This window comes from Candidatus Pseudomonas phytovorans (assembly GCA_029202525.1).
Classification (GTDB): Bacteria; Pseudomonadota; Gammaproteobacteria; order Pseudomonadales; family Pseudomonadaceae; genus Aquipseudomonas; species Aquipseudomonas phytovorans.
This window is the reverse complement of sequence record CP119325.1, coordinates 5,862,419-5,888,613: the sequence shown is the minus strand read 5'-3', so window position 1 is coordinate 5,888,613 and position 26,195 is coordinate 5,862,419. Positions and strand designations below refer to the sequence as shown.

Annotated in this window: 21 protein-coding genes; 15 read left to right on the top strand and 6 right to left on the bottom strand. The window is 62.7% G+C overall.

Features of this window, described 5'->3' with window-relative positions; genetic code table 11:
* Nucleotides 1-20 precede the first annotated feature (20 nt).
* Entirely contained in the window at nt 21-986 is a 966-nt protein-coding gene (locus P0Y58_25965) for a 2-hydroxyacid dehydrogenase (protein ID WEK30297.1), read from the bottom strand.
* A gap of 161 nt (nt 987-1,147) precedes the next feature.
* On the opposite strand from P0Y58_25965, the gene P0Y58_25960 reads away from it, so the two are divergent.
* The 10 genes from P0Y58_25960 (at nt 1,148) to P0Y58_25915 (ending at nt 14,253) form a co-directional block, all read left to right on the top strand.
* Nucleotides 1,148-2,830, top strand: a complete 1,683-nt coding sequence (locus P0Y58_25960; GenBank protein WEK30296.1) for a fatty acid--CoA ligase — start codon at nt 1,148-1,150, stop codon at nt 2,828-2,830.
* A 331-nt stretch (nt 2,831-3,161) separates the two neighbouring features.
* A complete protein-coding gene (locus tag P0Y58_25955; protein WEK30295.1) occupies nt 3,162-5,048 on the top strand; it encodes a DUF1302 domain-containing protein in 1,887 nt (628 codons plus the stop codon).
* 25 nt (nt 5,049-5,073) lie between these two features.
* Nucleotides 5,074-6,438, top strand: a complete 1,365-nt coding sequence (locus tag P0Y58_25950; protein WEK30294.1) for a DUF1329 domain-containing protein — start codon at nt 5,074-5,076, stop codon at nt 6,436-6,438.
* A gap of 354 nt (nt 6,439-6,792) precedes the next feature.
* On the top strand, nt 6,793-9,510 hold the full coding sequence (locus P0Y58_25945) for a LuxR C-terminal-related transcriptional regulator (protein WEK30293.1): 2,718 nt from the start codon (nt 6,793-6,795) through the stop codon (nt 9,508-9,510).
* Between the two features lie 159 nt (nt 9,511-9,669).
* Nucleotides 9,670-11,277: a response regulator gene (locus P0Y58_25940; protein ID WEK30292.1), complete on the top strand. Its 1,608-nt coding sequence runs from the start codon at nt 9,670-9,672 to the stop codon at nt 11,275-11,277.
* The gene (locus P0Y58_25935; GenBank protein WEK30291.1) at nt 11,274-11,966 is read left to right on the top strand and encodes a HAMP domain-containing sensor histidine kinase; all 693 of its coding nucleotides are present in this window, start codon (nt 11,274-11,276) and stop codon (nt 11,964-11,966) included. The genes P0Y58_25940 and P0Y58_25935 overlap by 4 nt, the downstream gene beginning before the upstream one ends.
* A 169-nt stretch (nt 11,967-12,135) precedes the next feature.
* Nucleotides 12,136-12,414 (top strand): AbrB/MazE/SpoVT family DNA-binding domain-containing protein, encoded by a 279-nt coding sequence (locus P0Y58_25930; protein WEK30290.1) that lies wholly within the window; start codon nt 12,136-12,138, stop codon nt 12,412-12,414.
* Entirely contained in the window at nt 12,411-12,758 is a 348-nt protein-coding gene (locus tag P0Y58_25925; protein ID WEK30289.1) for a type II toxin-antitoxin system ChpB family toxin, read from the top strand. Before P0Y58_25930 ends, P0Y58_25925 begins: the two co-directional genes overlap by 4 nt.
* An 18-nt stretch (nt 12,759-12,776) precedes the next feature.
* Nucleotides 12,777-13,421 carry an MBL fold metallo-hydrolase gene (locus P0Y58_25920; protein ID WEK30288.1) on the top strand — a complete coding sequence of 215 codons (645 nt, stop codon included), beginning with the start codon at nt 12,777-12,779 and terminating at the stop codon, nt 13,419-13,421.
* A 109-nt stretch (nt 13,422-13,530) separates the two neighbouring features.
* Nucleotides 13,531-14,253, top strand: a complete 723-nt coding sequence (locus P0Y58_25915) for an OmpA family protein (protein WEK30287.1) — start codon at nt 13,531-13,533, stop codon at nt 14,251-14,253.
* Nucleotides 14,254-14,384: 131 nt separating this feature from the next.
* Here P0Y58_25915 and pta read toward each other — a convergent pair whose 3' ends face one another.
* Both pta and P0Y58_25905 read right to left on the bottom strand, forming a co-directional pair.
* Nucleotides 14,385-16,472 carry a phosphate acetyltransferase gene (gene pta, locus P0Y58_25910; protein ID WEK30286.1) on the bottom strand — a complete coding sequence of 696 codons (2,088 nt, stop codon included), beginning with the start codon at nt 16,470-16,472 and terminating at the stop codon, nt 14,385-14,387.
* Between the two features lie 31 nt (nt 16,473-16,503).
* Complete coding sequence (locus tag P0Y58_25905; GenBank protein ID WEK30285.1) at nt 16,504-16,806, bottom strand: DUF3565 domain-containing protein; 303 nt, start codon at nt 16,804-16,806, stop codon at nt 16,504-16,506.
* Between P0Y58_25905 and P0Y58_25900 the strand changes: the two genes are divergently transcribed.
* Both P0Y58_25900 and P0Y58_25895 read left to right on the top strand, forming a co-directional pair.
* On the top strand, nt 16,805-17,290 hold the full coding sequence (locus tag P0Y58_25900; GenBank protein WEK30284.1) for a peptidylprolyl isomerase: 486 nt from the start codon (nt 16,805-16,807) through the stop codon (nt 17,288-17,290). The two genes, P0Y58_25905 and P0Y58_25900, sit on opposite strands and share 2 nt — an antisense overlap.
* Before the next feature lie 145 nt (nt 17,291-17,435).
* Entirely contained in the window at nt 17,436-17,918 is a 483-nt protein-coding gene (locus tag P0Y58_25895; protein ID WEK30283.1) for a glutathione peroxidase, read from the top strand.
* Between the two features lie 153 nt (nt 17,919-18,071).
* On the opposite strand, the gene P0Y58_25890 is transcribed toward P0Y58_25895, so the two are convergent.
* Nucleotides 18,072-19,268, bottom strand: coding sequence for a glycosyltransferase family 1 protein (locus P0Y58_25890; GenBank protein ID WEK30282.1), 1,197 nt, complete (start codon nt 19,266-19,268; stop codon nt 18,072-18,074).
* A 178-nt stretch (nt 19,269-19,446) separates the two neighbouring features.
* Here P0Y58_25890 and P0Y58_25885 point away from each other — a divergent pair, with 178 nt between their 5' ends.
* A complete protein-coding gene (locus P0Y58_25885; GenBank protein WEK30281.1) occupies nt 19,447-20,763 on the top strand; it encodes a PAS domain-containing methyl-accepting chemotaxis protein in 1,317 nt (438 codons plus the stop codon).
* Between the two features lie 38 nt (nt 20,764-20,801).
* Here P0Y58_25885 and cysZ read toward each other — a convergent pair whose 3' ends face one another.
* Nucleotides 20,802-21,530: a sulfate transporter CysZ gene (cysZ, locus tag P0Y58_25880; protein WEK30280.1), complete on the bottom strand. Its 729-nt coding sequence runs from the start codon at nt 21,528-21,530 to the stop codon at nt 20,802-20,804.
* 331 nt (nt 21,531-21,861) lie between these two features.
* Here cysZ and trxB point away from each other — a divergent pair, with 331 nt between their 5' ends.
* The gene (gene trxB / locus P0Y58_25875) at nt 21,862-22,824 is read left to right on the top strand and encodes a thioredoxin-disulfide reductase (protein WEK30279.1); all 963 of its coding nucleotides are present in this window, start codon (nt 21,862-21,864) and stop codon (nt 22,822-22,824) included.
* Nucleotides 22,825-22,880: 56 nt separating this feature from the next.
* Here trxB and nadC read toward each other — a convergent pair whose 3' ends face one another.
* Nucleotides 22,881-23,729, bottom strand: a complete 849-nt coding sequence (gene nadC / locus P0Y58_25870) for a carboxylating nicotinate-nucleotide diphosphorylase (protein WEK30278.1) — start codon at nt 23,727-23,729, stop codon at nt 22,881-22,883.
* 242 nt (nt 23,730-23,971) lie between these two features.
* Between nadC and P0Y58_25865 the strand changes: the two genes are divergently transcribed.
* The gene (locus P0Y58_25865) at nt 23,972-26,128 is read left to right on the top strand and encodes a DUF1631 domain-containing protein (GenBank protein WEK30277.1); all 2,157 of its coding nucleotides are present in this window, start codon (nt 23,972-23,974) and stop codon (nt 26,126-26,128) included.
* Nucleotides 26,129-26,195: the final 67 nt, after the last annotated feature.

Sequence of the window (26,195 nt, the reverse complement as noted above, 5' to 3'; positions counted from 1 at the left end):
AGCAGAGGCGGGCGCCCCGCTCAGCTGACCACGCGGCGTGGCTGACCGGCGAAGAAGGCCTGGGCGTTCTCGCTCAGCTGGCCGACGATACGTTGACGCGACTCCACTGCCCCCCAGGCGCTGTGCGGGGTGATGATCAGCCGCGGGATGCCGGTTTCGAGCAACGGATTGCCGTTCACCGGCGGCTCCACGCTCAGCACGTCGGTGGCGGCGCCGCCCAAGTGGCCACTGCGCAGGGCATCGGCCAGTGCCTGCTCGTCGATCAGGCCGCCACGGGCGGTGTTCACCACGAACGCACCGGGCTTGAGCAGGGCCAGTTCGCGGGCACCGAGCATGTGCCGGGTGTGCTCGTTCAGCGGGCAGTGCAGGGTCAGGGCATCGACTTGTGGCAGCAGTTCGGCCAGCGGCAGGCGGTCGGCGCGTTCCGGGCGGCCGGGAATCTGCCCGCTCAGTACGCGCATGCCGAAGGCTTCGGCCAGCCGCGCTACCGCGCCGCCCAGTTCGCCGTGGCCAAGCATGCCGAGGGTTTTGCCTTCCAGCTCGACGATGGGGAAATCCAGCAGGCAGAACTGGCTGGCCTTGGCCCACTGGCCGTCGGCCACCGCCTGGTTGTAGTCGCACAGACGAGTGGCCAGGGCCAACAGCAGGGCGAGTGTGTGCTGCGCGACGGACGGCGTACCGTAGCCCTGGCAGTTGCACACGGTGATGCCCTGGGCGCGTGCTGCTGTCAGGTCGACATTGTTGGTGCCGGTGGCGGCCACCAGAATCAGCTTGAGCTGTGGGTTGGCAGCCAGGGTTGCGGCGTCGAGCATGACCTTGTTGCTGACCACCGCAACGGCGCCCTGAAGGCGCTGGCTTACCTGGTCTGGGCGGGTTGCATCGAACAGCTCGAACTCATCGAACTGGCTGCGTAGCGGGGAAAGGTCGAGGTCACCAAGGTCGAGGGAGTGGTGATCGAGAAACACGGCGCGACGCGGGCTGGGCATCAGTAAGGCTCCATTGGCAGGGCTGGGGTGATCCATCACCCGGACAATGCCACTCATACCCTGCGCAGCCAAATCATTCCTTCGGCTGATTTAGCCGTCACATTCGCGAACTACAGTAGTTCTCAGACTTTTCCGGCCCGCTTTTCAGAAAAGGGATACCCATGCTGCAGACCCGCATCATCAAGCCCGCCGAGGGCGCCTACGACTACCCGCTGCTGATCAAACGCCTGCTGATGTCCGGCAGCCGCTATGAAAAGACCCGCGAAATCGTCTACCGCGACCAGCTGCGCCTGACCTACCCACAGCTCAACGAGCGCATTGCGCGCCTGGCCAATGTGCTGACCGAGGCCGGGGTTAAAGCCGGTGACACGGTGGCGGTAATGGACTGGGACAGCCACCGCTACCTGGAGTGCATGTTCGCCATCCCGATGATCGGCGCCGTGGTGCACACCATCAACGTGCGCCTGTCGCCCGAGCAGATCCTCTACACCATGAACCATGCCGAAGACCGCGTGGTGCTGGTCAACAGCGATTTCGTCGGCCTCTACCAGGCCATTGCCGGGCAACTGACCACCGTTGAAAAGACCCTGCTGCTGACCGATGGCCCGGACAAGACAGCCGAGTTGCCCGGCCTGGTGGGCGAGTACGAGCAACTGCTTGCAGCTGCCAGCCCGCGCTACGATTTCCCGGACTTCGATGAAAACTCGGTGGCCACCACCTTTTACACCACTGGCACCACCGGTAACCCCAAGGGCGTGTACTTCACCCACCGGCAACTGGTCCTGCACACACTGGCCGAAGCGTCTGTCACCGGCAGCATCGACAGCGTGCGCCTGCTGGGCAGCAACGATGTGTACATGCCCATCACCCCGATGTTCCACGTACATGCCTGGGGTATTCCCTACGCCGCCACCATGCTTGGCATGAAGCAGGTATACCCGGGGCGCTACGAGCCGGACATGCTGGTCAAGCTGTGGCGTGAAGAGAAGGTCACGTTCTCCCACTGCGTGCCGACCATCCTGCAGATGCTGCTCAACTGCCCGACCGCGCAAGGGCAGGACTTTGGCGGCTGGAAGATCATCATCGGCGGCAGCTCGCTGAACCGTTCGCTGTACCAGGCTGCCCTGGCGCGTGGCATCCAGCTGACCGCAGCGTATGGCATGTCCGAAACCTGCCCGCTGATCTCCGCCGCGCACCTCAACGACGAGCTGCAGGCCGGCAGCGAGGATGAGCGCGTCACCTACCGCATCAAGGCCGGCGTGCCGGTGCCGCTGGTCGAAGCGGCCATTGTCGATGGCGACGGCAATTTCCTGCCTGCCGATGGCGAAACGCAGGGCGAGCTGGTGCTGCGTGCGCCGTGGCTGACCATGGGTTACTTCAAGGAGCCGGAAAAGAGCGAGGAGCTGTGGCAGGGTGGCTGGCTGCACACCGGTGACGTAGCCACCCTCGACAACATGGGTTACATCGACATCCGTGACCGCATCAAGGACGTGATCAAGACCGGCGGTGAGTGGATTTCCTCGCTCGACCTGGAAGACCTGGTCAGCCGCCACCCGGCCGTGCGCGAAGTGGCGGTGGTGGGCGTGGCCGACCCACAATGGGGCGAGCGCCCGTTTGCATTGCTGGTGGTGCGCGAAGGCCATGCCATCGACGCCAAGGCATTGAAGGACCACCTCAAGCCGTTTGTCGAGCAGGGGCACATCAACAAATGGGCGATTCCTGGCCAGATCGCTGTTGTTACTGAAATTCCCAAGACCAGTGTCGGCAAGCTCGACAAGAAACGCATCCGCCAGGACATCGTGCAGTGGCAGGCCAGCAACAGCGCGTTCCTGTCCACGCTGTAACCACCGTGCGGGTCGCGAACGTCAGAACGCGACCCGCACGCTAGAGGCCTCGGCGCCTTGCCAAATGGCAGAAATGCGCCATCCTTGAGCTCTGCCAGCCCGCAACCGGGACAACACTGCAGCGAGTTGGCGGCATGGAGCGCAAATCACACTTTAGAGGGATCAAGCGCCTGTGCCTTGCTGGCTATAGTCGGGGCCAGGGGATTTTCAGGAATGGGGGAGGGCGATACGCGCAAGCCGTGTCGTCGCAGGTGCAAACCTGCAAACCGGTCGCTCGGCCGTTCTTGAAAGGACTCACTGCCATAACAATAAAGTACATGGAGTAGCGTCGATGAAATCTGCAAACCTGTTCTGGCGCCGGGCCAAGTTGCCCCTGGCCGTCAGCCTTGCTTCCACGCTCGCAAGTCCTGCTTTCGCTGTCAGTTTCAACATTGGTGAAATCGAAGGCCAGTTCGACTCGTCGCTCTCCATCGGTGCCAGCTGGTCGACGGCCAACCCCAACAAGAACCTGATCGGGGTGAACAACGGCGGCAAGGGCCTGTCGCAGACCTCTGACGATGGCCACCTGAACTTCAAGAAGGGCGAAACGTTCTCCAAGATCTTCAAGGGTATCCATGACCTGGAGCTCAAGTACGGTGATACCGGTGTGTTCGTGCGCGGCAAGTACTGGTACGACTTCGAGCTGAAGGACGAAAGCCGACCATTCAAGGACATCAGCGACTCCAACCGCAAGGAAGGCGCCAAGTCTTCGGGCGCCGAGCTGCTCGACGCTTTCGTCTACCACAACTATTCGATTGGCGACATGCCAGGCTCGGTGCGCCTGGGCAAGCAGGTTGTCAGCTGGGGTGAGAGTACCTTCATCGGCGGCGGCATCAACTCGATCAACCCGATAGATGTTTCCGCGTTCCGCCGCCCTGGGGCCGAGGTCAAGGAAGGCCTGATCCCGGTCAACATGTTCTATATCTCGCAAAGCCTGACCGACAACCTGTCGGCCGAGGCCTTCTACCAGATCGAATGGGACCAGACCGTCGTCGACAACTGCGGCACGTTCTTCTCGCAGCCAGACATCATTGCCGACGGCTGTACCGATAACCTGCGTGTGCTCAACAGCAGCCGTACCGTGCCGGGCGCGGCCCAGCAGTTCCTCGCCTCCCGGGGTGTCAACATCAACGAGGAAGGGGTGATGGTGCGCCGGGGCGCCGACCGTGATGCCCGCGACAGCGGCCAGTTCGGCGTGGCGTTGCGGTATATGTTCGATCCGCTGGACACCGAGTTCGGTGCCTACTTCATGAACTACCACAGCCGCGCGCCGATCTTCAGCGCCACCGGCGCTCCACCGTCGGTGTTCGCCGGCCTTAGCGCGCTGCCTGCGCAGTTGCGCGCGTTGGCACCGCTGATTGTGGCGGGTAACTCCGAGTACTTCGTCGAGTACCCCGAGGACATCCGCCTGTACGGCCTGAGTTTCTCCACCACGCTGCCTACGGGTACGGCCTGGAGTGGTGAAGTCAGCTATCGCCCCAATGCCCCCGTGCAACTGAATACCACCGACATCCTGTTTGCGGGTGTGCGTCCGATTGGTGGCGCACTGACCAACGCTTCGCTATTGACCGGTACTCCCGGCCAAGACCTGCACGGCTATCGCCGCAAGGAAATCACTCAGTTCCAGACCACTCTGACGCACTTCTTCGACCAGGTAATGGGCGCCAGCCGCATGACTGTGGTCGGTGAAGTTGGGGTCACCCACGTTGGCGGCCTGGAAAACGCACGCGAGACCCGTTATGGCCGTGACCCGGTCTTCGGGCCTGGCCCGCTGCCTGCCACTGGCGGTGCCGATACCTGCCAGGCACTCAATGCCAGCACCATCGCCGGCGCAGGTGCCGGGGCATCTACCACCAACCTGAATCGCAAATGCGAGAACGACGGCTATACCACCAGCACCTCCTGGGGCTACCGCGCCCGGGTCATCTGGGACTACAACGACGTCTTCGCCGGGGTCAACCTCAAGCCCAGCGTAGCCTGGTCGCATGACGTTTCCGGCTACTCGCCTGGCCCTGGTGCCAACTTCGAGGAAGGCCGCAAGGCAGTCAGCCTGGGCCTGGACGCCGAGTACCAGAACACCTACACGGCGAGCCTGTCGTACACCAACTTCTTCGACGGCAAGTACAGCACCGTGGATGACCGTGACTTCGTCGCGCTCAGCTTCGGCGTGAACTTCTAAGCACACAGATCCAGGACGACACGACATGAACAAGACCAAAAGTCTGCTGCAAGCCGGTGTACTGGGCCTGTCCCTGCTAGCGACCAGCGTCATGGCTGCGGTATCCGCCGACGAGGCGGCCAAGCTGGGCAGCACCCTGACCCCGATGGGGGCCGAAAAGGCCGGCAACGCCGATGGCTCGATCGGCCCGTGGGAGCCGCTGTCGAAGACCGCAGGCAGCGTCGACGGCAAGGGCTTCCTGGCCGACCCGTATGGCAGTGAAAAGCCGCTGTTTACCATCACTGCGCAAAACGCCGAGCAATACAAGGACAAGCTTTCGCCGGGCCAGCTGGCCATGTTCAAGCGCTACCCGGATACTTTCCGGATCCCGGTATTCAAGACCCATCGCGGCTCTACGGTCCCCGCCGATGTATTCGCCGCCATCAAGGAAAACGCCACCAAGACCACGCTGGTGGAGGGCGGCAACGGGCTGAACAACTTCCGCACTGCGGTGCCGTTCCCGATCCCTAAAACGGGCCTGGAAGTGATCTGGAACCACATTACCCGCTACCGCGGCGGCAGCGTCAGCCGCCTGGTGATCCAGGCCACGCCGCAGCAAAACGGCTCGTTCGTCCCCGTGAGTTTCTCCGACCAGTTCGTCTTCCGCGACAAGATGAAGGATTACGACCCGAACAACCCGGGGAACATCCTGTTCTACTTCAAGCAGGAAGTGACCGCGCCGGCCCGCCTGGCCGGTACAGTGCTGCTGGTGCACGAAACCCTCGACCAGGTGAAGGAACCGCGCAATGCCTGGATCTACAACGCCGGCCAGCGTCGCGTACGCAAGGCACCACAAGTGTCGTACGACGGCCCTGGTACCGCTGCAGACGGCCTGCGCACATCGGACAACCTGGATATGTTCAACGGTGCGCCAGACCGTTATGACTGGAAGCTGGAAGGCAAGAAGGAGCTGTACATCGCCTCCAACGCCTTCAAGCTGGATGACCCCAAGCTGAAGTACACCGACATCATCAAGGCCGGGCACATCAACCAGGACCTGTCCCGTTACGAGTTGCGCCGCGTCTGGCACGTGGTCGCAACCCTTAAGCCGAGTCAACGGCACATCTACGCCAAACGTGACTTCTACATCGACGAGGACACCTGGCAGGCCGCAGTGATCGACCAGTACGACGGCCGTAACCAGCTGTGGCGCGTTTCCGAAGCCCACTCCCAGCCGTATTACAACAAAGAGGTGCCTTGGTACACCCTGGAAACCATCTACGACCTGCAGTCGGGCCGTTACCTGGCCCTGGGCATGAAAAACGAAGAGAAGCGCGCCTACGACTTCGGCTTCAGTGCCAGCAAGGCGGACTTCCAGCCTGCGGCGTTGCGCCAGGCAGGTGTTCGCTGATCTGAAAACCTTTTACTCCGTGTGATCCCCAGAACGCCCCGGCCTGCCCGGGGCGTTTCTATTTTCTGTTCCGGCCCCTTCGCGGGCGCGCCCGCTCCCACAGGTACAGCACCGGCCTTGAAAGCAGTGCAGTCCCTGTGGGAGCGGGCGTGCCCGCGAAGAGGCCAGGACAGGCGATAAATCTGCTGAATACCCACCCAAACCCCCGCCCCAGCGCTTGTCCATCAGCCATGTTGCTTTTTGTCGCAGTCTTTTCCGGGGCAATTGCGCCCATCATCTTCAAATGCGCTGCGTTACCGGCTAGTCTCGCAAGCATCCATCCCGCCGTAGTCCTCCACCCAGAACGAGCCGGCCATGACAGATCTGTCCCGTACGCATGGATTCGCGAGTCAGGCCCTTGGCCTGCTGGACGGGCGTTTCTTCCGGCCGCCGCAGCCCGACGGCCATGTACCACGTATGCGTCTGTGTCAGCGCTTGCACGCCGGGCTGGGTGGCCGGCTATTGCTGGTGAATGCCCCGGCGGGTTTCGGCAAAAGCTCTCTGGCCATCGAGTTTTGTGAAGCGCTGCCCGAGCACTGGCGTAGCCTGTGGCTGGGCTTGAGCCAACGTGATGCCGACCCTGGCCGCTTTCTTGAACGCCTGCTCGAAGGCCTGCAGCAGTACTGCCCGGCACTGGGCGGGCAGGCCATGGGCTTGCTGAAAATGCGCCAGCGTCACCAGCCGTTCGCCTTCGAAGAGTGGATCGACGGGTTGCTCGACGAACTGGCGCTGTACTTGCAAACCGATACCCCTGTGCTGCTGGTCCTGGACGACTATCACCTGGCCCAAGGGCCGGTGCTCGACCGTTGCCTGCAGTTTTTCCTCAACCACCTGCCTGCCGGCCTGGTGTTACTTGTGACCAGTCGCCAGCGCCCGGACTGGCACCTGGCGCGTTTGCGGCTATCGCGCCAGCTTGTCGAACTTAACGAGCAGGATTTGCGCCTCACCGCCGAAGAGTCGCTGGCGGTGATCGGCCGGCAGCCAGCGGGCCTGCGCGGCCAGGCACTGGACAATCTGATCCAGCGCAGCGACGGTTGGGTGGCCGGTTTGCGCTTCTGGCAACTGGCAGCCAGCGAGTCGACGGACGAACAAGCACTGCCCCAGGCCTTGCATGGCGGCGAAGGCCTGATCCGCGACTACCTGCTTGAAGAAGTCATCGACATGCTACCTGCCGACGTCCAGGCATTCTTGTACGACACGGCCTGCCAGGAGCGCTTCTGCGCCGCCTTGTGCGATGCCTTGCGTGGCCGACACGACAGCGCCGCAGTGCTGGGCTTCCTGCAGGCGCATCAGGTGTTTCTGGTGCCTCTGGACGAGCATGGCCACTGGTTCCGCTACCATCACCTGTTCTCCGATCTGCTGCGCAGCCGTCAGGCCAGCGAACCACTGGCCGGTCTGCAGCTGCGTGCCTGTCGCTGGTTTGAAAGCCAGGGCCTGCTGGACGAAGCGGTGGAGCAGGCGCTGCGTGCCGGCCACCTTGATGTCGCCGCCGACCTGGTGCAGAGCCTGTCCGAGGAGCAACTGCTGGCTGAACAGAACGTCGGCATGTTGCTGCGCTGGAAGATGGACCTGCCCGACAGCCTGTTGATCAGCACGCCACGGTTGATCGTGTTGTACAGCTGGGCGTTGGGCCTGGCGTGCCAGCTGGACGCGGCCGAGGAACTGGCTGGCTACCTCAGCCGCTTTCTGCCTGCGCCCTCGGCGACCGCGCAAAAGTCGATGCTGGCCCAGTGGCTGGCGCTGAGTGGGGTCATTGCCCGTGGCCGTGGCGACCGCGAACGCACCCTGGCCTATTGCGGTGAAGCGCTGCAGAGCCTGCCGAGCAAGCGCTATGGCCAACGCCTGGTGTGTTTGTCGACGCTGTCCAACCTGGCCATTGCCGATGGCGACTTCTGGCGCGCCCGCGGTTGGAACCGGGAGGCGCTGGAGCTGGCCCAGCGGGTCGGTAACCCGTTGTTCGAGGCGCTGGCCCACTACGACCGGGCGCGGGTGCTGCATGCGCGTGGCGAGGTGCTGCGCGCGCTGGACGAAGTGCGCCAAGGGCTTCAGCGCCTGCAAGGCCTTTCGGCGCAGCGGCTGTATGCCGTGCGTGCGCGCCTGACACTTTACGAAGGTTACCTGCTGGTCTCGCGCCTCCAGCCAGCCCAGGGGCGTTCGCGTTTGCGAGCGGGGTTGGGCGAGGCGCGGGCATGCAGGGATATCAGTGTGCTTATCGGCCATTGCGTCATTGCGACCCTCGATGGCCGGGAAGGGCACTTTGCCGAGGCTTTCGCAGAATTGGCCGAGGCCGAACGGCTGATGCATATCTGGGACGTGCCCCCGGTCTACTACCTGGCCATGATTACCCTGGTCAAATGCGAACTTTGGCTGGCTCAGGGGCGTACCGACCTGGCCGAGTCCTGGTTGCTGCGTTTGGGGCAGACCTACGGTGGCGAGCAGCCAGCGGCAGCACCGGAGTTTCACCCGTTGCTGCCGTTGCACATTGCGTTGCAACAGGCGCTGCTCGAACGCATCCAGTTACGTGGCGACGATGCCATGCAACGCCTGGCAAGGCTGGTCGAGCGTGGCCAGGCCAGCGGCGGCATGATGCTCACCGTCAGCGCCTTGTGCCAATGGCTCTCCCTGCTGCTGGACCAGGGCAGTGAGGGGCAGGCTGCGCAGTTGCTGCCAAGCCTACTGGCATCAGCGCATGGCGGCGTGCTGCAACCGTTCCAGCCGCTGCTGGAAAAACACCCGCAATGGCTGCATGAGCACCTGCAGGCAGGTGCCGCCTGCCCGGTTCAAGCCGAACTGCTCAAGCGCCTGCCGCAGCTTCCAAGCGCTACCACAGGCACCGGTGAAGCCCTGAGCGGCCGTGAACTGGCCGTGCTCGAACTCATCGCCCAGGGCTGTTCCAACCAGCAGATCAGCGAGCAGCTGTTCATTTCCCTGCACACCGTGAAAACCCACGCCAGCCACATCAACAGCAAGCTGGGGGTGGAGCGGCGCACCCAGGCGGTGGCCAAGGCCAAATCCCTGGGGGTACTGGCGTGATACTGGCCCTGCAGGTCATTGCCCGCTAAAGTGATGGCCTCAGGCCATGGATTGTGGCCGGCAATGCTCTACCCTCATCTTTCCCGACCAGCTGCCGATACAGCGATCGGTGGCATCGCCTCGCGCGATCTTTCAATCATTCCAAGGCAGGTCGTGTTGATGCTGCAGTACGGGCAAAAAAGCTTTCTGATCGTCGATGACTTTACCGACTTTCGCACGTCGACCCGTTCCATGCTGCGCGAGTTGGGCGTGCGCGACGTGGACACCGCCGACAGCGGCGAGCAAGCGCTGCGCATGTGTGCGCAGAAGCGCTATGACTTCATCCTGCAGGACTTCCACCTGGGTGACGGCAAGAAGAACGGCCAGCAGGTGCTCGAAGACCTGATCATCGACAAGCACATCAGCCATGAGTGCGTGTTCATCATGGTCACGGCCGAGAGCAGCCAGGCCATTGTCCTTAGCGCCCTCGAGCACGAACCCGATGCCTACCTGACCAAGCCGTTCAACCGCGTTGGCCTGGCCCAGCGCGTCGAGAAGCTTTTCCAGCGCAAGACGCTGCTCAAGCCGATCCTGCAGGCGCTGGACCGCAATCGCCCGGCAGAAGTGTTGGCTGCCTGTGCCGAGCTGTGCAAGAAGGACCCGCGCCTGGCACCGCTGTGCCTGCGTTATCGGGCCGATGCACTGCGCAACCTCAACCGCTTCGAGGAACTGGAGAAGTTCCTCAAAGCGATCCTGGCCAGCCGCCCGCAGCCTTGGGTGTACGCCGCGTTGGGCGCCCTGATGCACAAGCGCGGCCAGAATGCCCAGGCCCAAGGGGTGTACGAGCAGGCGCTCAAGGCGTTCCCGATCATGCCCGGCCTGTACGATGGCATGGCCGAAGTGCTGGTGGCGCAGGGCGATACCAAACGGGCGCAAAACCTGCTTGAAGAAGCCGTGCGCCTGTCGCCGCTGTCGGTGCGTCGGCAGTCCACGCTGGGCAAGCTGGCGCTGGAAAACGAAGACTTCGAGAGCGCGTCGAAAGCGTTCCGCCATGCAGTGAACCAGGGGCAGAGCTCACGCTACAAGGATGCCGAAAACAACCTTGGCCTGGTGCAGGCGCTGATGAGCAAGAACGCAGGCTTTGGCCTGGACGCCCGGACCCGCGTCGAGATCAACACCACGCTCAGCGAAGTGGCCAAGGAAAACCCCGAGGACCAAGGCTTGCAGGTGCGTGCGCGGATGATGAAGGCTGCCAGCCTGCAGCAGGCGGGCGACCCGGAAACGGCTGCCAAACTGACCGAACAGGCCATCCAGCGGCTGGATAAGATGAACCAATTCTTCTCGGTCGATTCAGCCCTTACCGTTGCCGCGCAGTTGCAGGCAATGGGGCAGGAAGCCGCCGCCCTCGGTGTGCTGAAGGGCTGTGTGGAAAGTTATGGCGATGACCCCAAGGTCATGGAGAAAGTCGGCAAGCTGACGGACGACCCCAGCGTGCTCAACGCCATTACCGAAGCGGTCACCCTCAATCGCCAGGGTGTGCGCAGTTACCAGGGAGGGCAGCTTGGCGAGGCGTTGCAAATGTTCCGCAAGGCGCTGGGTATGCAGCCGAAGAACATCAGCATCGCCCTTAACACCGCCCAGGCGCTGCTGCGCATTGGCGGTGAAAACCCTCAGCCCGCGATCATGCAGGAATGCCAGGACGCCTTGACCAGCGTGGCCGGTATCCCTGCCAGCGACAATCGCTATGACCGTTACCGCAAACTGCACATCCGAGTGTTCGGCGCATGAATCAAGACAATCAGGGGCTGGATTTTTCCACGGTGATCGCCTCCACCGTGCACGACCTCAAAAGCTCTTTGTCAGCGCTGATCCAGTCCCACAGCCAGTGGGTAGAGCGCTTGCCCGAAGAGCTGCGCGGTGGTGCCGAACAGGGAATCATGGAGCACGAGTTTCGCCACCTCAACGGCATGTTGGTGCAACTGCTTGGGCTGTACAAACTGGGTATCAACCAGTTGCCGGTGTGCCCGGACTACCACGAACTGGACGATTTCATCGAAGCCCAGCTGGCGGCGCACCAGGAAGTGCTCAAGCACAACGACATCCTCGCCACCTGGCGGGTCGACACCGACAACCCGCTGGGTTTTTTCGACCGCGAACTGGTGGCCTCGGTGATCGCCAACGTCATCACCAACGCCACCCGCTTCGCCGGGCACGCCTTGCTGATCACCATCGAAGAGGCCGACAACCAGCTGGCCATCTGTGTAAACGATGACGGGCCGGGTTATCCAAAGCACATGCTCGAACGCCAGGAACAGTACATCCAGGGCATCGACTCGACCAGCGGCAGTACCGGCCTTGGGCTGTACTTTGCGGCGCGGATCGCGGCACTGCATGAAAGCGGCGGGGTGCGCGGGCGGATCGAGATCTCCAATGGCGGGGCGCTTGGGGGCGGGTTGTTCAGGTTGTTCCTGCCTTGATAACTGGCTGAGTTTGCGTTTCGTGTTTTTGCAGATGGAAGGTGGCTTCCCAAGGTGATGTAGGGGATTTCCTTCTTGAGGTTGCGGGGCTTTTGTCCGGTCCGGACAGATGACAATGTAGATACGACGTATCTACATTTCGCTTGCAATCGCTTGGAGGGTTTCTACTATGTATCTACCTTGGGAGATACTCATGCAGATCAAGATTCAGCAGTGGGGCAACAGCGCCGCCATCCGCTTGCCGGCCGCAGTGCTCAAACAGATGCGCCTCGGTGTCGGCTCCACCCTGAGCCTGGACACAGCGGGAGAGACGATGGTGCTCAAGCCCGTCCGATCGAAACCCAAATACACCCTTGAGGAATTGATGGCCCAGTGCGACCTGAGCGCACCGGAGCCAGAGGACATGGCCGACTGGAATGCGATGCGCCCAGTAGGACGTGAAGTGTGAAACGGGTGAAATTCGCCAGGGGCGATATTGTTCGCGTCAACCTCGACCCCACAGTGGGGCGAGAACAACAGGGTGATGGGCGACCCGCACTGGTACTCACCCCGGCGGCGTTCAATGCGTCAGGCCTGGCAGTGATCGTCCCGATCACCCAAGGTGGTGATTTTGCGAGGCATGCGGGTTTCGCAGTGACGCTCAGCGGCGCGGGCACGCAGACTCAGGGGGTGATGCTCTGCAACCAAGTACGCACAGTCGACCTTGAAGCACGCTTTGCCAAGCGCGTAGAGTCGGTGCCCGAAGTCGTCATCCTAGATGCACTGGCCCGTGTGCAAACCTTATTCGATTAACCGGTTCCCGTATTTACCATGCAGAATCCATCGTCAGCGCTCATCCGCGAAACCTTCCCCGTAGGCCCCCTGCAGTGCAACTGCACGCTGATCGGCGACCCGCTGACCAAAAAAGCCATGGTCGTTGACCCGGGCGGTGATCCGGAAAAGATACTGGCGCGCCTGCAGGCCCTCGGCCTGACGTTGGTCAGCATCATCCACACCCACGCGCACTTCGATCACTTCCTGGCTTCGGGCAAGCTCAAGGAGCTGACCGGCGCCACCTTGCACCTGCACAAGGACGACCAGGTACTGTGGGACAACCTGGAAATGCAGTGCCAGATGTTCGGCGTTCCCTACACCCCGGTGCCGGCACCCGATCGCTGGTTGGGCGATGACGAAGAACTGGCCTGTGGCTGTGGCGTAGCCTTGCATACGCCCGGCCATACCCCGGGTTCGATGAGCTTCTGGTTCGCCGACGCCAAGCTGCTGATCGCCGGTGACACCCTGTTCCGCCGTGGCATTGGCCGCACCGACCTGTGGGGTGGTGATCAGCGGGCAATCGTGCGTTCCATCAAGGAGCGGCTGTACCGGCTGGACGAAGAGGCCATTGTGGTGACCGGCCACGGGCCTGATACCCGCCTGGGCGACGAGATGCGTGAAAACCCCTTCGTCCGTGCCTGACGGCACATGAAGGCACTTTCATTGAATTTTTCGTTGCCGATGCAATCCAAGGCTGGCATAGATCCTTGTGTGATCTGCCGCATTTATGAATTTCAGTAGGAGCTTGTCCATGTTCACCATGCGTCGTCTGATTATCGTCGCAACTGCCGCGGCCCTGATGACTGGCTGTGCCAGCCAGAACCCTTATGACAACCAGGGTCAGGCGCAGGGCTCCACGGGGATGAGCAAGACCGCCAAGTACGGCGGCCTGGGTGCACTGGCGGGCGCCATCGCCGGTGCTGCCATCGACCACAACAACCGTGGCAAGGGTGCACTGATCGGCGCCGCTGCGGTGGGTGCTGCTGCTGCGGGTTATGGCTACTACGCCGACAAGCAAGAGGCCGAACTACGCGCCCAGATGGCCAACACCGGCGTGGAAGTACAGCGTCAGGGCGACCAGATCAAGCTGATCATGCCGGGCAACATCACCTTCGCCACCGACTCGGCCAACATCGCCCCAAGCTTCTACTCGCCGCTGAACAACCTGGCTGGGTCGTTCAAGCAGTTCAACCAGAACACGATCGAAGTGGTCGGCTTCACCGACAGCACTGGCAGCCGCCAGCACAACATGGACCTGTCCCAGCGCCGTGCGCAGGCGGTCAGCACCTACCTGACCTCGCAGGGTGTGGATGCCTCGCGTATTTCGGTACGTGGCATGGGCCCGGACCAGCCGATCGCCAGCAACGCCGACGCCAATGGCCGTGCACAGAACCGCCGGGTGGAAGTGAACCTGAAGCCGATTCCGGGCCAGCAGTATGACCAGCAGCAAGGCCAGGTTCAGCAGTATCCCTGATTGACCCCCGGGGCCGCTTTGCGGCCCTTAGCGAGCTCGCCCGCTCCCACAGGATGCGCCTTCGGGGCAGAAGTCCGCTATCCCTGTGGGAGCGGGCAAGCTCGCGAAGGGCTGCAAAGCAGCCCCTGCTTCTAGCGCACCACGCTCGCCTGAATGGCGGTCAGTGCAATGGTATGCACGATATCATCCACCTGTGCCCCGCGCGGCAGGTCGTTCACCGGCTTGCGCAACCCCTGCAGCATCGGCCCCAGGCTGACCCCGTCGGCACTGCGTTGCACCGCCTTGTGCGTGGTGTTCCCGGTATTCAGGTCAGGGAACACGAACACCGTGGCACGCCCGGCCACCGGGCTATCCGGCGCCAGCTCCCGTGCAATTGCCGGGTTGGCCGCCGCGTCATACTGCAACGGCCCATCGATCAACAGCTGCTGCGCTGCACCCTGCGCCAGGCGTGTCGCTTCGCGCACTTTCCCCACTTCTTCATCACTGGCCGAATCGCTTGAATAGCTGATCATCGCCACCCGTGGCGCGATGCCGAAGGCTTGCGCAGATTCAGCACTCTGCCGGGCGATCTCCGCCAGTTCGGAAGCGCTCGGGTGAGGGTTCATCACGCAGTCGCCGTACACCAGCACCTGCTCGGGGAACAGCATGAAGAACACCGACGACACCAGGCTGGAGCCCGGCGCGGTCTTGATCAGTTGCAGGGCCGGGCGGATGGTGTTGGCGGTGGAATGCACTAGGCCCGACACCAGGCCATCCACTTCGTCCAAGGCCAGCATCATGGTGGCGATCACCACCGGGTCTTCCAGTTGCTGCTCGGCCATCGGAGCGTTGAGGTTCTTGCTTTTGCGCAGCGCGACCATCGGCTCCACGTAGCGCCCGCGAATCAGCTCGGGGTCGAGGATTTCCAGGCCAGGTGGCAGGCTGATGCCTTGGGCGCGGGCCACGGCCTCGACATCCTCGGGCTTGGCCAGCAATACGCAGCGGGCAATGCCGCGCGCCTGGCAGATGGCGGCAGCCTGCACCAGCAGTGGCTCGGCACCTTCTGGCAGGACGATGCGCTTGTTGGCCTGCTGCGCCCGCTGGATCAGCTGGTAGCGGAACACAGCGGGTGACAGGCGCATTTCACGCGGGGTGCCGCAACGTTGGTGCAGCCAGGCCGCATCCAGGTGGCTGGCGACGAAGTCGGTGATGAACTCGGCGCGTTCACGGTCGTCGATCGGGATTTCGCGGTTCAGCGAGTTAAGCTGGTTGGCGGTGTCGTACGAGCCGGTGCTGACCGACAGGATCGGCAGGCCTGCCTGCAGCGCGCCCCGGCACAGGCCGAGGATGCGCGCGTCGGGCTTGCTGTCGCTGGTCAGCAGCAGGCCGGCCAGCGGCACGCCATTGATTGCTGCCAGGCTGACGGCAAGGATGATGTCGTCGCGATCGCCCGGGGTGACCACCAGGGTACCCGAGGTCAGCAGCGGCACCGTATTGGCCACGGTGCGTGCACAGATGATGATCTTGCTCATGCGCCGCTGCTCGTAGTCGCCGGCATTGAGCACCTGGGCGCCGAGCAGTTCGGCCACGTCGCGGGTGCGTGGGGCGTTCAGCTCGGGCTGGTACGGAATGCAACCCAGCAGGCGGAAGTCGTTGCCGCGTAGCAGGGGTGAGTGCTCGCGCAGGCGAGTGGCGAAGTCCGCCATGCTTTCTTCGGTGCGCACCTTGTTGAGGATTACCCCAAGCACCTTCGGATCGCGTGGGCCGCCGTACATCTGGGCCTGCAGTTCGACCCGTCCGGACAATTCGCTGAGCACTTCGTTTTCCGGGGCCGACACCAGAATCACCTCGGCATCCAGGCTTTTGGCCAGGTGCAGGTTGACCCGCGCCGCGTAGCTGGCGTGGCGCGTGGGCACCATGCCCTCGACCACCACCACGTCATTGCCGACGCAGGCTTGCTGGTAGAGGCGGATGATTGCTTCAAGCAGCTCGTCCAGCTGGCCGTCGCCGAGCATGCGCTCGACCTGGGCCAGGCTCAGTGGCACGGGTGGCTTGATGCCGTGGGTACGCGCCACCAGTTCGGTCGAGCGCTCGGGGCCGGTGTCACCCGGGTGGGGCTGGGCAATCGGCTTGAAAAAACCGACCTTCAGGCCGGCGCGCTCCAGAGTGCGCACCAGGCCCAGGCTGATGGACGTCAGGCCGACACCGAAGTCGGTCGGCGCGATGAAAAATGTCTGCATGCGTGCTTCTCGAAATAAGCGGTGCAAGAAATTAACGGCCAAGGGTAGCGCTATCGACCCCTTGTGCGCACCAGCCGCAAGCAAAAGGCTGGCCGATGCGCTGCGCACGTTGTGCCGGGTCCAGCACCCAGGGCCGTGACTGCCATGGCGGTTGGTGGCGCAGGTGCTGGGTATGGCCGCAGGACAGTTCGGCCACCCAGTGGCCTTCTTCGTCCTGATGGAAGCCGGTGATCCGACTGATGGGCCGTTGCTTGTCCGCAGTGCGTTCGCAATCGGACGATGGCTTGGTTACACTTGTCCGCTCTACATACTTTTGCAAAAGGTCTTGCCCCATGCTGATCGCCGCCAACAAGGCTGTCTCCATCGACTATACCCTGACCAACGACGCCGGGGAGACCATCGACAGCTCCGCCGGTGGCGCGCCGCTGGTCTACCTGCACGGTGCCGGCAACATCATCCCGGGCCTGGAAAAAGCCCTGGAAGGCAAACAGGCCGGTGACGAGCTGAACGTTTCCATCGAGCCGGAAGACGCCTACGGCGAATACCTGGCCGAGCTGGTAAGCACCCTGAACCGCAGCATGTTCGAAGGCGTGGACGAGCTGGAAGTGGGTATGCAGTTCCACGCTTCGGCACCGGACGGCCAGATGCAGATCGTCACCATCCGCGACCTCGACGGCGACGACGTCACCGTTGACGGCAACCACCCACTGGCTGGCCAGCGCCTGACCTTCCAGGTCAAGGTTGTTGAGGTGCGTGACGCCAGCGAAGAAGAAATCGCTCACCGTCACATCCACGGTGAAGGTGGCCATCACCACTGATTTTCTGCGCTAAGCTCAGAAAGTCGCCAGGCGCTCGGGCAAGCCGATTTGCCTTCCTACGGGAGGTGGACGGTTTGGACGAGCGCCTTTTTAGTGGGCGCAATTCGCCTGCGCGGCAACCGGGAACCTGAGAGGGGATTTCATCATGAGTGCATTTCACGACCTGAAACTGGACGCGCTGAACGGCGGGGAACTGCCCCTTGCACCGTTCAAGGGCCAAGTGGTGCTGGTGGTCAACGTTGCCTCCAAATGTGGTCTCACGCCGCAATACAAGGCCCTGGAAAACCTCTACCAGGTTTACAAGGACAAGGGCTTCAACGTGCTTGGCCTGCCGTGTAACCAGTTTGCCGGGCAGGAGCCGGGCAGCGAAAAGGAAATCCAGGACTTCTGCAGCCTGAACTACGGAGTGAGTTTCCCGCTGGGGGGCAAGCTGGAAGTCAACGGGCCGCAGCGTCATTCACTGTATCGCCTGCTGGCGGGTGAGGGGGCTGAGTTCCCTGGCGACATCAGCTGGAACTTCGAAAAGTTTCTGGTGGGCAAGGATGGGCGTGTGCTGGCGCGCTTCTCACCGCGCACGGCACCGGATGATCCGGCAGTGGTGCAGGCCATCGAGAAAGCGTTGGCCTGAAGTTTCTGTGGGAGCAACTGCCTGGCGCAAAATTTAAAAAGCGTGCGCGATCCCTGTGGGAGCGGGCGTGCCCGCGAACACCGGCGCAGCCGGTGCCATGCACCGCGTTGGATTCTTCGCGGGCGCGCCCGCTCCCACAGGGGCACGTAACCTTCAGATTCGAGTTTTGAGTGCGATGCTGCCAGCATTTGCAGGTGAAGCAACAACCTGGTTCCGGGCGGCCCCCAAATACCCCTCAAACTCCTCGACGATCGCCGGCCAACCCTGACGACTGGCGTGTTGTCGTGCATTAAGGCGCACCCGGCGCAACGTTTCCTCTTCTTCCAGCAGCCAGCAAGCCGCATCGACAAACGCGGCCTGGTCCCCCGGCATGGCCAGCGCACCACTATGGCCGTGGCGAATATGCTGCGCTGCGGCTGCCTCGTCATAAGCCACCACCGCCAACCCCGAGGCCATGGCTTCGAGCACCACATTGCCGAAGGTTTCGGTCAGGCTCGGGAACAGGAACAGGTCACCGCTGGCGTAGTGCTCGGCCAGCACCTCGCCGCGCTGGGCGCCGCAGAACATGGCATCCGGCATTTGCTGTTGGAGCGCGGCACGCTGCGGCCCGTCACCCACCACGACAAGTCGCAGGCGCTTCTGTGGATAAGTCTTCTGCAACGCCGCAAGACAAGGCTGCAGCAAGCCAAGGTTCTTTTCTGCAGCCAGTCGCCCCACCTGCAGCACGGCGATATCGTCTGGGCCTAGCCCCCAGCTGTCGCGCAACGCCTGGCTGCGGCGGGACGGGTTGAACAGGCAGGCATCGACACCCCGGGCCAGCAACTCCAGGCGCTCGAAACCACGGCGTTCAAGTTCCAGGCGCTGGCTGACACTGGGCACCAGGGTAATTGCTGTGCGGCGATGGAACCAGCGCAGGTAGTGGGTGAGCAGGCGTGCCAGCAAACCCAGTCCGTACTGGCCGGAATATTGCGGGAAGTTGGTATGGAAACCGCTGACCACCGCAATGCCCAGGCGCCTGGCCGCGCGCAGGGCGCTGAGCCCCAGCGGCCCTTCGGTGGCGATGTACAACACATCCGGGCGTTGCCGCCGCCACCGGCGCAACAACTTGTGCATCGACACCTCGCCCCACTGCAAACCTGGGTAGCCGGGCAAGCCCCAGCCACGGCACAGCATCAGGTGTGGGTCGTTGTGCACTGGCGCTTCGCCGGCCTGACGCGGGCGTACTACCTCGACCTCATGGCCGCGCTGACGCAGCCCTTCGCCGAGGCGGCCAAGGGTGTTGGCCACGCCGTTGATTTCGGGTGGGAAAGTTTCGCTGACCAAGGTAATGCGTAGGGCGGCTGTATTCATGACAAAAAGTTTCCGCCTGCCGGGTTGCGCCAATGTGACTGCAATGTGACGTACAGATGACGCCTGACCGCTGACGCTGTTGCCTTTATGAATATTTCGTTGCGCGGTGCTCAAGAAGGTGCAACCGGCAGCCGATGAAGATGCATTCGACTAGGCGATGCGCGCCAGGAGTGCGGTGATGTTCAACAGCAAGCTCAAGCAAGAAATCCGGCAGCTGCGCGAAGACCTGATGTCTGTAGAACAGGTCAAGAGTAGTCTCGATAACGAGATGCTGGTACTTCAGCTCGACCCACAGGGACGGATCGAGATGGTCAACGGCAACTTCGAGAGCGAAATGCTCTACCGTGCCGATCAATTGCTTGGACGCAGCATCGAGGACATCGTCCCTGCCCATGTGAAGTCGCTGGATTTCTACCAACGCATGAAAAGCGCGATCAGCCGTGGCGAGCACCTGAACGGCGCCTTCCGCCTGCTGCGTGGCAACGGCCAGGAAGCCTGGCTGCGGTCGATCCTGCAACCTGTGAAGAACAGCGAGGGGCGCATCAAGTACTTCACGCTGCACTCCAGCGACCTGACCCGCACCATCGAGACGTCTCGTGAGCACGAAAGCCTGATCAAGGCGCTGATGCGCTCTACCGCGGTCATCGAGTTTGCCCTCGACGGCACCATCCTCACCGCCAACGAGCGGTTCCTGGCCAGCGTGGGTTACCGCCTGGAGCAGATTCGCGGCAAGCATCACCGCATGTTCTGCGAGCCGGAGGAGGCCAACTCGGCCGGCTACCAGGCGTTCTGGGAAAAACTGCGCCGTGGCGAGTATATTGCCGAACGCTTCAAGCGCATTGATGCCCATGGCCGGGTCATCTGGCTGGAGGCCTCTTACAATCCGCTTTTCGACGCTCACGACGTACTCTACAAAGTGGTCAAGTTCGCCACCGTGATTACCGACCAGGTCAACCAGGAGCAGGCGGTGGCCGAGGCAGCCGATGTTGCCTACAACACTTCGCTGGGTACCGATGTCAGCGCCCAGAAGGCCACCGATGTGGTCACCCAGACCGTTAGCGTGATGCGCGGCCTGGAAGCCTCGATGCAGGAGGCGGCCGAGGGCATCCAGGCGCTGGATACACAGTCGCGGGTGATCGGCTCGATCATCAAGACCATCAGCGACATTGCCGGGCAGACCAACTTGCTGGCGCTCAACGCCGCCATCGAGGCAGCGCGTGCGGGCGAGCAGGGGCGGGGTTTTGCCGTGGTTGCCGACGAAGTGCGCCAACTGGCCTCGCGCACCAGCACCGCCACCGAGGAAATCGCCCGGGTAGTGAAGCAGAACGAGCACTTGGCGCAGGCGGCGGTGGAGATCATCGATACCAGCAAGCGCCAGGCGGAGCAGGGACTGGCGCTGGCCGACGAGACGGGCAACGTGATTGTCGAGATCCAGGACGGGGCCAAGCGGGTGGTGGATGTGGTGGGGCAGTTTTCCAGCCGGCTGGGGCAGTGAAGCCCCAGCCAAGTCTGGTCTGCTTTATTGTGGGAGCGTCAGCTACGCTCCCGCACCCAGAACAACGTGGCCCCGGCCACGGCAGCCGGCATCATCAGCACGTTCACCCCTGGAATCATCAACGCCAGGTAAGTAATCCCGCCAAAGCCCAGCGACTGCCAGCGCTTCTGGCGCAGCCAGGCGAGCATGTCCTGCCAGCTCATCTTGTTGTTGTCGGCCGGGTAGTCGATGTACTGGATGGCCATCATCCATACCCCGAACATCAGCCACAGTGGCGCGGCGACTACGTTGACCACCGGGATGAACGACAGGATGAACAGGCCGATGGCCCGTGGCAGGAAGTAGCCCAGCTTGCGCATCTCGCGGCTGAAGGTGCGTGGCACCATGGCTGCCAGCTCACCCCAGCTGAACGCCGGGAAAGTATCTTCGCCTCGTACCACCACCTCGACCTTTTCCGCCAGGAAGCCATTGAACGGCGCGGCGATGATGTTGGCCACCAGGGTGAAGGTGAAGAACACCATCAGCACCAGCAAGGCAACGAACAGCGGCCAGAGGATGTAGCTGAGGAAGCTCAGCCAGTCAGGCAGCGTCGGCATCAGGGCGTCGAGCCACAGGCCGAACTGGTGGCCGGCGAAGTAGACCATGCCGCCGAACAGCAGCAGGTTGACCGCCAGCGGCAGTAGCACGAACAAGCGCAAGTTGGGGCTCAACACCAGTTTCAGGCCTTCGCGCAGGTATTGGGGGCCGGAGAGGACAGGGGCTTGCATCGGGAGACTCCGCAGAGAAGGAAAACGCGCTGACCTTACCGAGTTTGCCGCGCCGACGAAAGGCGGCTGATCGGCGGGAAACGGGCTGTAACAAAAGCGCCGGGGCCTGGCCTATCGATGAAATCAATGAATAGACGGTGCCTATGAGGTGGATTGTCTAAGGATATTTCCTTAATCTTTGCGACCTCGCTACAGTGCGCTCAACTTTTCGCTTTTCGGGCCTGCGCGTTGTAGCCTTCCCCAAGTGCTGCGTGGGTCCGTTTTAATTTTTCAGCTGGCGCAGCCGGTACAACGATGCCGGCCCGTGCGGCCGGCTCGACAGGAGTTCGACATGTCTGAAGTACGTCATTCGCGCGTCATCATTCTGGGTTCCGGCCCTGCCGGTTACAGCGCTGCGGTCTACGCTGCCCGCGCCAACCTCAAGCCGCTGCTGATAACCGGCATGCAGGCGGGCGGCCAGCTGACCACCACTACCGAAGTCGACAACTGGCCGGGCGACCCCCACGGCCTGACCGGCCCGGCCCTGATGCAGCGTATGCAGGAACACGCCGAGCGTTTCGAGACCGAGATCGTCTTCGACCATATCAACGCCGTCGACCTGGCCAACAAGCCGTTTACCCTGCAGGGTGACAGCGGCAAATACACCTGCGACGCACTGATCATCGCTACCGGTGCCAGCGCCCGTTACCTGGGCCTGCCGTCTGAAGAAGCCTTCATGGGTAAAGGCGTTTCGGCCTGCGCTACCTGCGACGGTTTCTTCTACCGCAACAAGCCTGTTGCTGTGGTTGGCGGCGGCAACACTGCCGTGGAAGAGGCGCTGTACCTGGCCAACATCGCCAGCAAGGTAACCCTGGTGCACCGTCGCGAGACCTTCCGCGCCGAGAAGATCCTGGTCGACAAGCTGAATGCCCGTGTGGCCGAAGGCAAGATCGAGCTCAAGCTCAATGCCACCCTGGATGAAGTGTTGGGTGACAACATGGGCGTGACCGGTGCGCGCTTGAAGAACAACGACGGCAGCAGCGACGAAATCAAGGTCGACGGTGTATTCATCGCCATTGGCCACACCCCGAACACTTCGCTGTTCGAAGGCCAGCTGACCCTGAAAGACGGCTACCTGGTAGTTGCTGGCGGCCGTGAAGGCAATGCCACTGCCACCAACGTCGAAGGCGTGTTCGCTGCGGGTGACGTGGCGGACCACGTTTACCGTCAGGCCATTACCTCGGCCGGCGCCGGTTGCATGGCGGCCCTGGACGTAGAGCGTTATCTGGACGGGCTGGCCAACGCCTCGTTCTGATCAGCGCATCAAAAAAAACCGGCTGAAAGGCCGGTTTTTTATTGCCTGCGGTCAGCTCACAAGCTCAAGCGCATCGACAGGTCCACTGCTTTCACATCCTTGGTCATGGCACCAATCGAAATGTAGTCCACGCCGGTCTCGGCAATGACCCGCAAGGTCGTTTCGTTCACCCCGCCACTTGCCTCCAGCTTGGCCCTGCCGGCGGTAATACGCACCGCTTCGCGCATTTCATCCATGTTCAGCTCGTCGAGCATGATGATGTCCGCGCCGGCTGCCAGCGCCTCGCGCAATTCATCCAGGCTCTCCACCTCGATTTCCACCGGCTTGCCCGGGGCAATGCGGTGCGCCGCTGCCACGGCCTCGGCCACACCCCCGCTGGCAGCGATGTGGTTTTCCTTGATCAGGAAGGCGTCGTACAGGCCGATGCGGTGGTTGTCGCAGCCGCCACAGGTCACCGCGTACTTTTGCGCCAGGCGCAGGCCGGGCAGGGTTTTGCGGGTGTCCAGCAGGCGTACCTGGGTGCCCTCCACCAAGTCGGCCAGAAAGCGCGCACGGGTGGCGACCCCCGACAGCATCTGCAAGAAGTTCAGCGCGCTGCGCTCACCGCTTAGCAGCGAGCGGGCCGGGCCTTCCAGGTGAAACAGCGGCTGGTTGGCCGTGGCGTGATCACCGTCGGCCACTTGCCAATGCACGGCCACGCGCGGGTCGAGTTGGCGGAATACGGCATCAACCCAGGCAGTGCCGGCAACCACGCAGTCTTCGCGGGTGATGATGGTCGCCTTGGCCAGGCGCTCGGCCGGTATCAGCTGCGCGGTGATATCGCCACTGCCGATGTCCTCCAACAGTGCGCGGCGCACGTTGGCTTCGATTTCAGCGGTCAGGTCGGCGAGGCGTAGGTTCGGCATGGTCGGCTCCACAAGCTAGATGCCGGCGATTATAGGGCAGGGGGCCGGTGTGTACAGCCGCCCCGGCGATGACCTTTGGTCGGTATTCGTGAGCAAGGGCTGCAAAAGAGGGTCATTACCCCGTCCATGAATCGGCGCTGGCAGCTGTGCGATTTTTTACCGATAATGGCGACCAGTATTTGGCGTCATAGCTTTGACGATTTTAAGCCCCTTCGGGCATGACACCCTGCAAGGAGTCCAGGATGCAAAAAGAAGGCAAGGTGGTGCCCCTGGCGGCAGCCATCGATCGAAGAGGGGGGACCCCTCTGCCTTGCCTTCCGGTATTGCTCCTGCAAGTGCGCGACAAGGCTGCGCTGCAATTGCGCCAGGGCTTGCAGGCGCTGTTCGACAATGCCGACGACACCTTGTTCGAGATGGCCGACAAGGCCGCTGACCGTTGCGACCGCAACCTGTATTTCGAGGCCATGCGCGATCTGCGCCTGAAGCGCAAAAGTATCGAACGCGGCTTCCTTGATACCTTCTACGGCGCCTATGCGCGCATCGGCCAGGTCGACCTGCTGGCGCATCTGGCAGAACCTGGCACCCTGCGCAGCAAGGTGCAACTGGAGCGGGCTGCGGCCATTGAAGGCATGGTTGCGCGGGTGCTCTCACGCGATGGCATTGCCCTGCAGCAACTGGGCCTGCGTTTACAGGCCTTGCTCGACCGCCCCGTGCATGAGCAGCGCAACCCGCTGGGCCCTGCCGCGTTGTGCGGTTACTTCCTGGAGGCGGGCCGCAACCTGGGCGTGGGCCTCAGGGTCAAGCTGGTCCTGCTCAAGCTGTTCGAGCGCTATGTCTTGCGCGATGCCGATGTCATTTATGCGGAGGCCAACCAGTTGCTGGCCGTAGCCGGTGTGCTGCCCGAGTTGCAACCGGCCCCGCGCCGTCGCGGCGAGGACCGGCGCATGAGGGGAGGGCGAGGGCAGGCGAGCCAAGGTCAGGAAGTGGGTGCGGACGCGGCAGGGCAGGCGTTCCTTGCCTCGCTGCAAACCTTGCTGGCGCCGGCACGTGGGCAGTTCGCACCGCGATTGCAGGCGGTGGCTGCCGCACAGTCGATCAGCACCGCAGACCTTGTTCGGCTGCTTTCGCATTTGCAGCACTACGTACCCGCTACCGGTGAGGCTGATGATTTCGAGCTCGGCCAGCAGCTCGAACAACTGCTGCTGCGGGTGAGCGTGCGCAGTGGCACACGCCGGCGTATCGCCGTGGCCGATGAGGATGTGATCAACCTCGTCGGACTGCTGTTCGCCTGTATTCAAGGCGATGACAACCTGCCGGCCAGCCTGCGTGCGCTGATCGCGCGGCTGCATATCCCGCTGCTCAAGGTGGCCCTGCTGGACAAGGGGCTGTTCAGCCGGGCAAGTCACCCGGCACGTCGGCTACTCAACGAAATCGCGGGTGCAGCCATTGGCTGGGAGTGCGGCGGTGAAGGCCTGCGCGACAGCCTGCACATGCGGGTAGAGCGCATGGTCCAGCGCTTGATCAATGATTTTTCCGACGATGTTGGCCTGTTTGCTGAACTGCTCGACGAGTTCCTTGCGTTCAGCCAAGAGGAGCGGCGGCGCAACGAATTGCTTGAGCAACGCACGCGCGACGCCGAGGAAGGCCGCGCCCGTGCCCTGCAGGCCCGGCACCAGGTGCAGCGGGTGCTCAACCAGCGCCTGCGTGGCCGGGTATTGCCAGTGGTGGTGGTGCAAATGCTGGTACAGGCCTGGAGCCAGGTGCTGTTGCTGGCCTGGCTCAAGCAAGGTGAGGCCTCCCGGGCGTGGCGGGATGCCCTGCGCACGCTCGACACGCTATTGGCCACCATTACCCCCGGGCATGAGCCGCAAACCCTTCTGCAGCAGGTACCGGGCCTGCTCAAGGCGCTGCGCGAAGGCTTGGCCAGTGTGGCCCTGAACTCGGCGGCAACCCGTGAGTTCTTCCTGCAACTGGAGCAACTGCACCTGCGTGCCTGCGCAGGCGCTGAGCTATCGGTTGGCCATGATCAACCCTTGGCCGAAGTGCGGGTGGACGAAGACATCGTGCTGGCGATTGCCGAAGAACCGTCCTGCACGCCCCTGCATGTTGCCGATGCCCAGGCAGCGGCGTTGCGGCAGGTGCAGCGCTTACGCATTGGGACCTGGATTGAAGTCACGGATGACGACGAGCCGTTGCGTTGCAAACTGGTGGCGCACATCGACAGCAGCGACAGGCTGGTGTTTGCCAACCGCACCGGCCTGAAGGTGCGAGAGTGGAGCGGTGGCGGCCTGGCCCAGGCCCTGCACCGCGGGGACGTGCGGGTGCTGGATGACGGGTTGTTATTCGAGCGGGCGCTGGAGGCGGTGCTCGACGGGCTACGCCAGCCACAGGTGCAGTAGGCCGCAACATTACAATCATTCACATGCAAACGGCGCTGGCGGCAGGGCATACTGTGGTTCTGTTCAA

Coding starts and splice junctions, on each gene's coding strand:
- P0Y58_25965 (WEK30297.1), bottom strand. CDS start 986: ATGCCCAGCCCGCGTCGCGCCGTGTTTCTCGATCACCACTCCCTCGAC.
- P0Y58_25960 (WEK30296.1), top strand. CDS start 1,148: ATGCTGCAGACCCGCATCATCAAGCCCGCCGAGGGCGCCTACGACTAC.
- P0Y58_25955 (WEK30295.1), top strand. CDS start 3,162: ATGAAATCTGCAAACCTGTTCTGGCGCCGGGCCAAGTTGCCCCTGGCC.
- P0Y58_25950 (WEK30294.1), top strand. CDS start 5,074: ATGAACAAGACCAAAAGTCTGCTGCAAGCCGGTGTACTGGGCCTGTCC.
- P0Y58_25945 (WEK30293.1), top strand. CDS start 6,793: ATGACAGATCTGTCCCGTACGCATGGATTCGCGAGTCAGGCCCTTGGC.
- P0Y58_25940 (WEK30292.1), top strand. CDS start 9,670: ATGCTGCAGTACGGGCAAAAAAGCTTTCTGATCGTCGATGACTTTACC.
- P0Y58_25935 (WEK30291.1), top strand. CDS start 11,274: ATGAATCAAGACAATCAGGGGCTGGATTTTTCCACGGTGATCGCCTCC.
- P0Y58_25930 (WEK30290.1), top strand. CDS start 12,136: ATGTATCTACCTTGGGAGATACTCATGCAGATCAAGATTCAGCAGTGG.
- P0Y58_25920 (WEK30288.1), top strand. CDS start 12,777: ATGCAGAATCCATCGTCAGCGCTCATCCGCGAAACCTTCCCCGTAGGC.
- P0Y58_25915 (WEK30287.1), top strand. CDS start 13,531: ATGTTCACCATGCGTCGTCTGATTATCGTCGCAACTGCCGCGGCCCTG.
- pta (WEK30286.1), bottom strand. CDS start 16,472: ATGCAGACATTTTTCATCGCGCCGACCGACTTCGGTGTCGGCCTGACG.
- P0Y58_25900 (WEK30284.1), top strand. CDS start 16,805: ATGCTGATCGCCGCCAACAAGGCTGTCTCCATCGACTATACCCTGACC.
- P0Y58_25905 (WEK30285.1), bottom strand. CDS start 16,806: ATGGGGCAAGACCTTTTGCAAAAGTATGTAGAGCGGACAAGTGTAACC.
- P0Y58_25895 (WEK30283.1), top strand. CDS start 17,436: ATGAGTGCATTTCACGACCTGAAACTGGACGCGCTGAACGGCGGGGAA.
- P0Y58_25890 (WEK30282.1), bottom strand. CDS start 19,268: ATGAATACAGCCGCCCTACGCATTACCTTGGTCAGCGAAACTTTCCCA.
- P0Y58_25885 (WEK30281.1), top strand. CDS start 19,447: ATGTTCAACAGCAAGCTCAAGCAAGAAATCCGGCAGCTGCGCGAAGAC.
- cysZ (WEK30280.1), bottom strand. CDS start 21,530: ATGCAAGCCCCTGTCCTCTCCGGCCCCCAATACCTGCGCGAAGGCCTG.
- trxB (WEK30279.1), top strand. CDS start 21,862: ATGTCTGAAGTACGTCATTCGCGCGTCATCATTCTGGGTTCCGGCCCT.
- nadC (WEK30278.1), bottom strand. CDS start 23,729: ATGCCGAACCTACGCCTCGCCGACCTGACCGCTGAAATCGAAGCCAAC.
- P0Y58_25865 (WEK30277.1), top strand. CDS start 23,972: ATGCAAAAAGAAGGCAAGGTGGTGCCCCTGGCGGCAGCCATCGATCGA.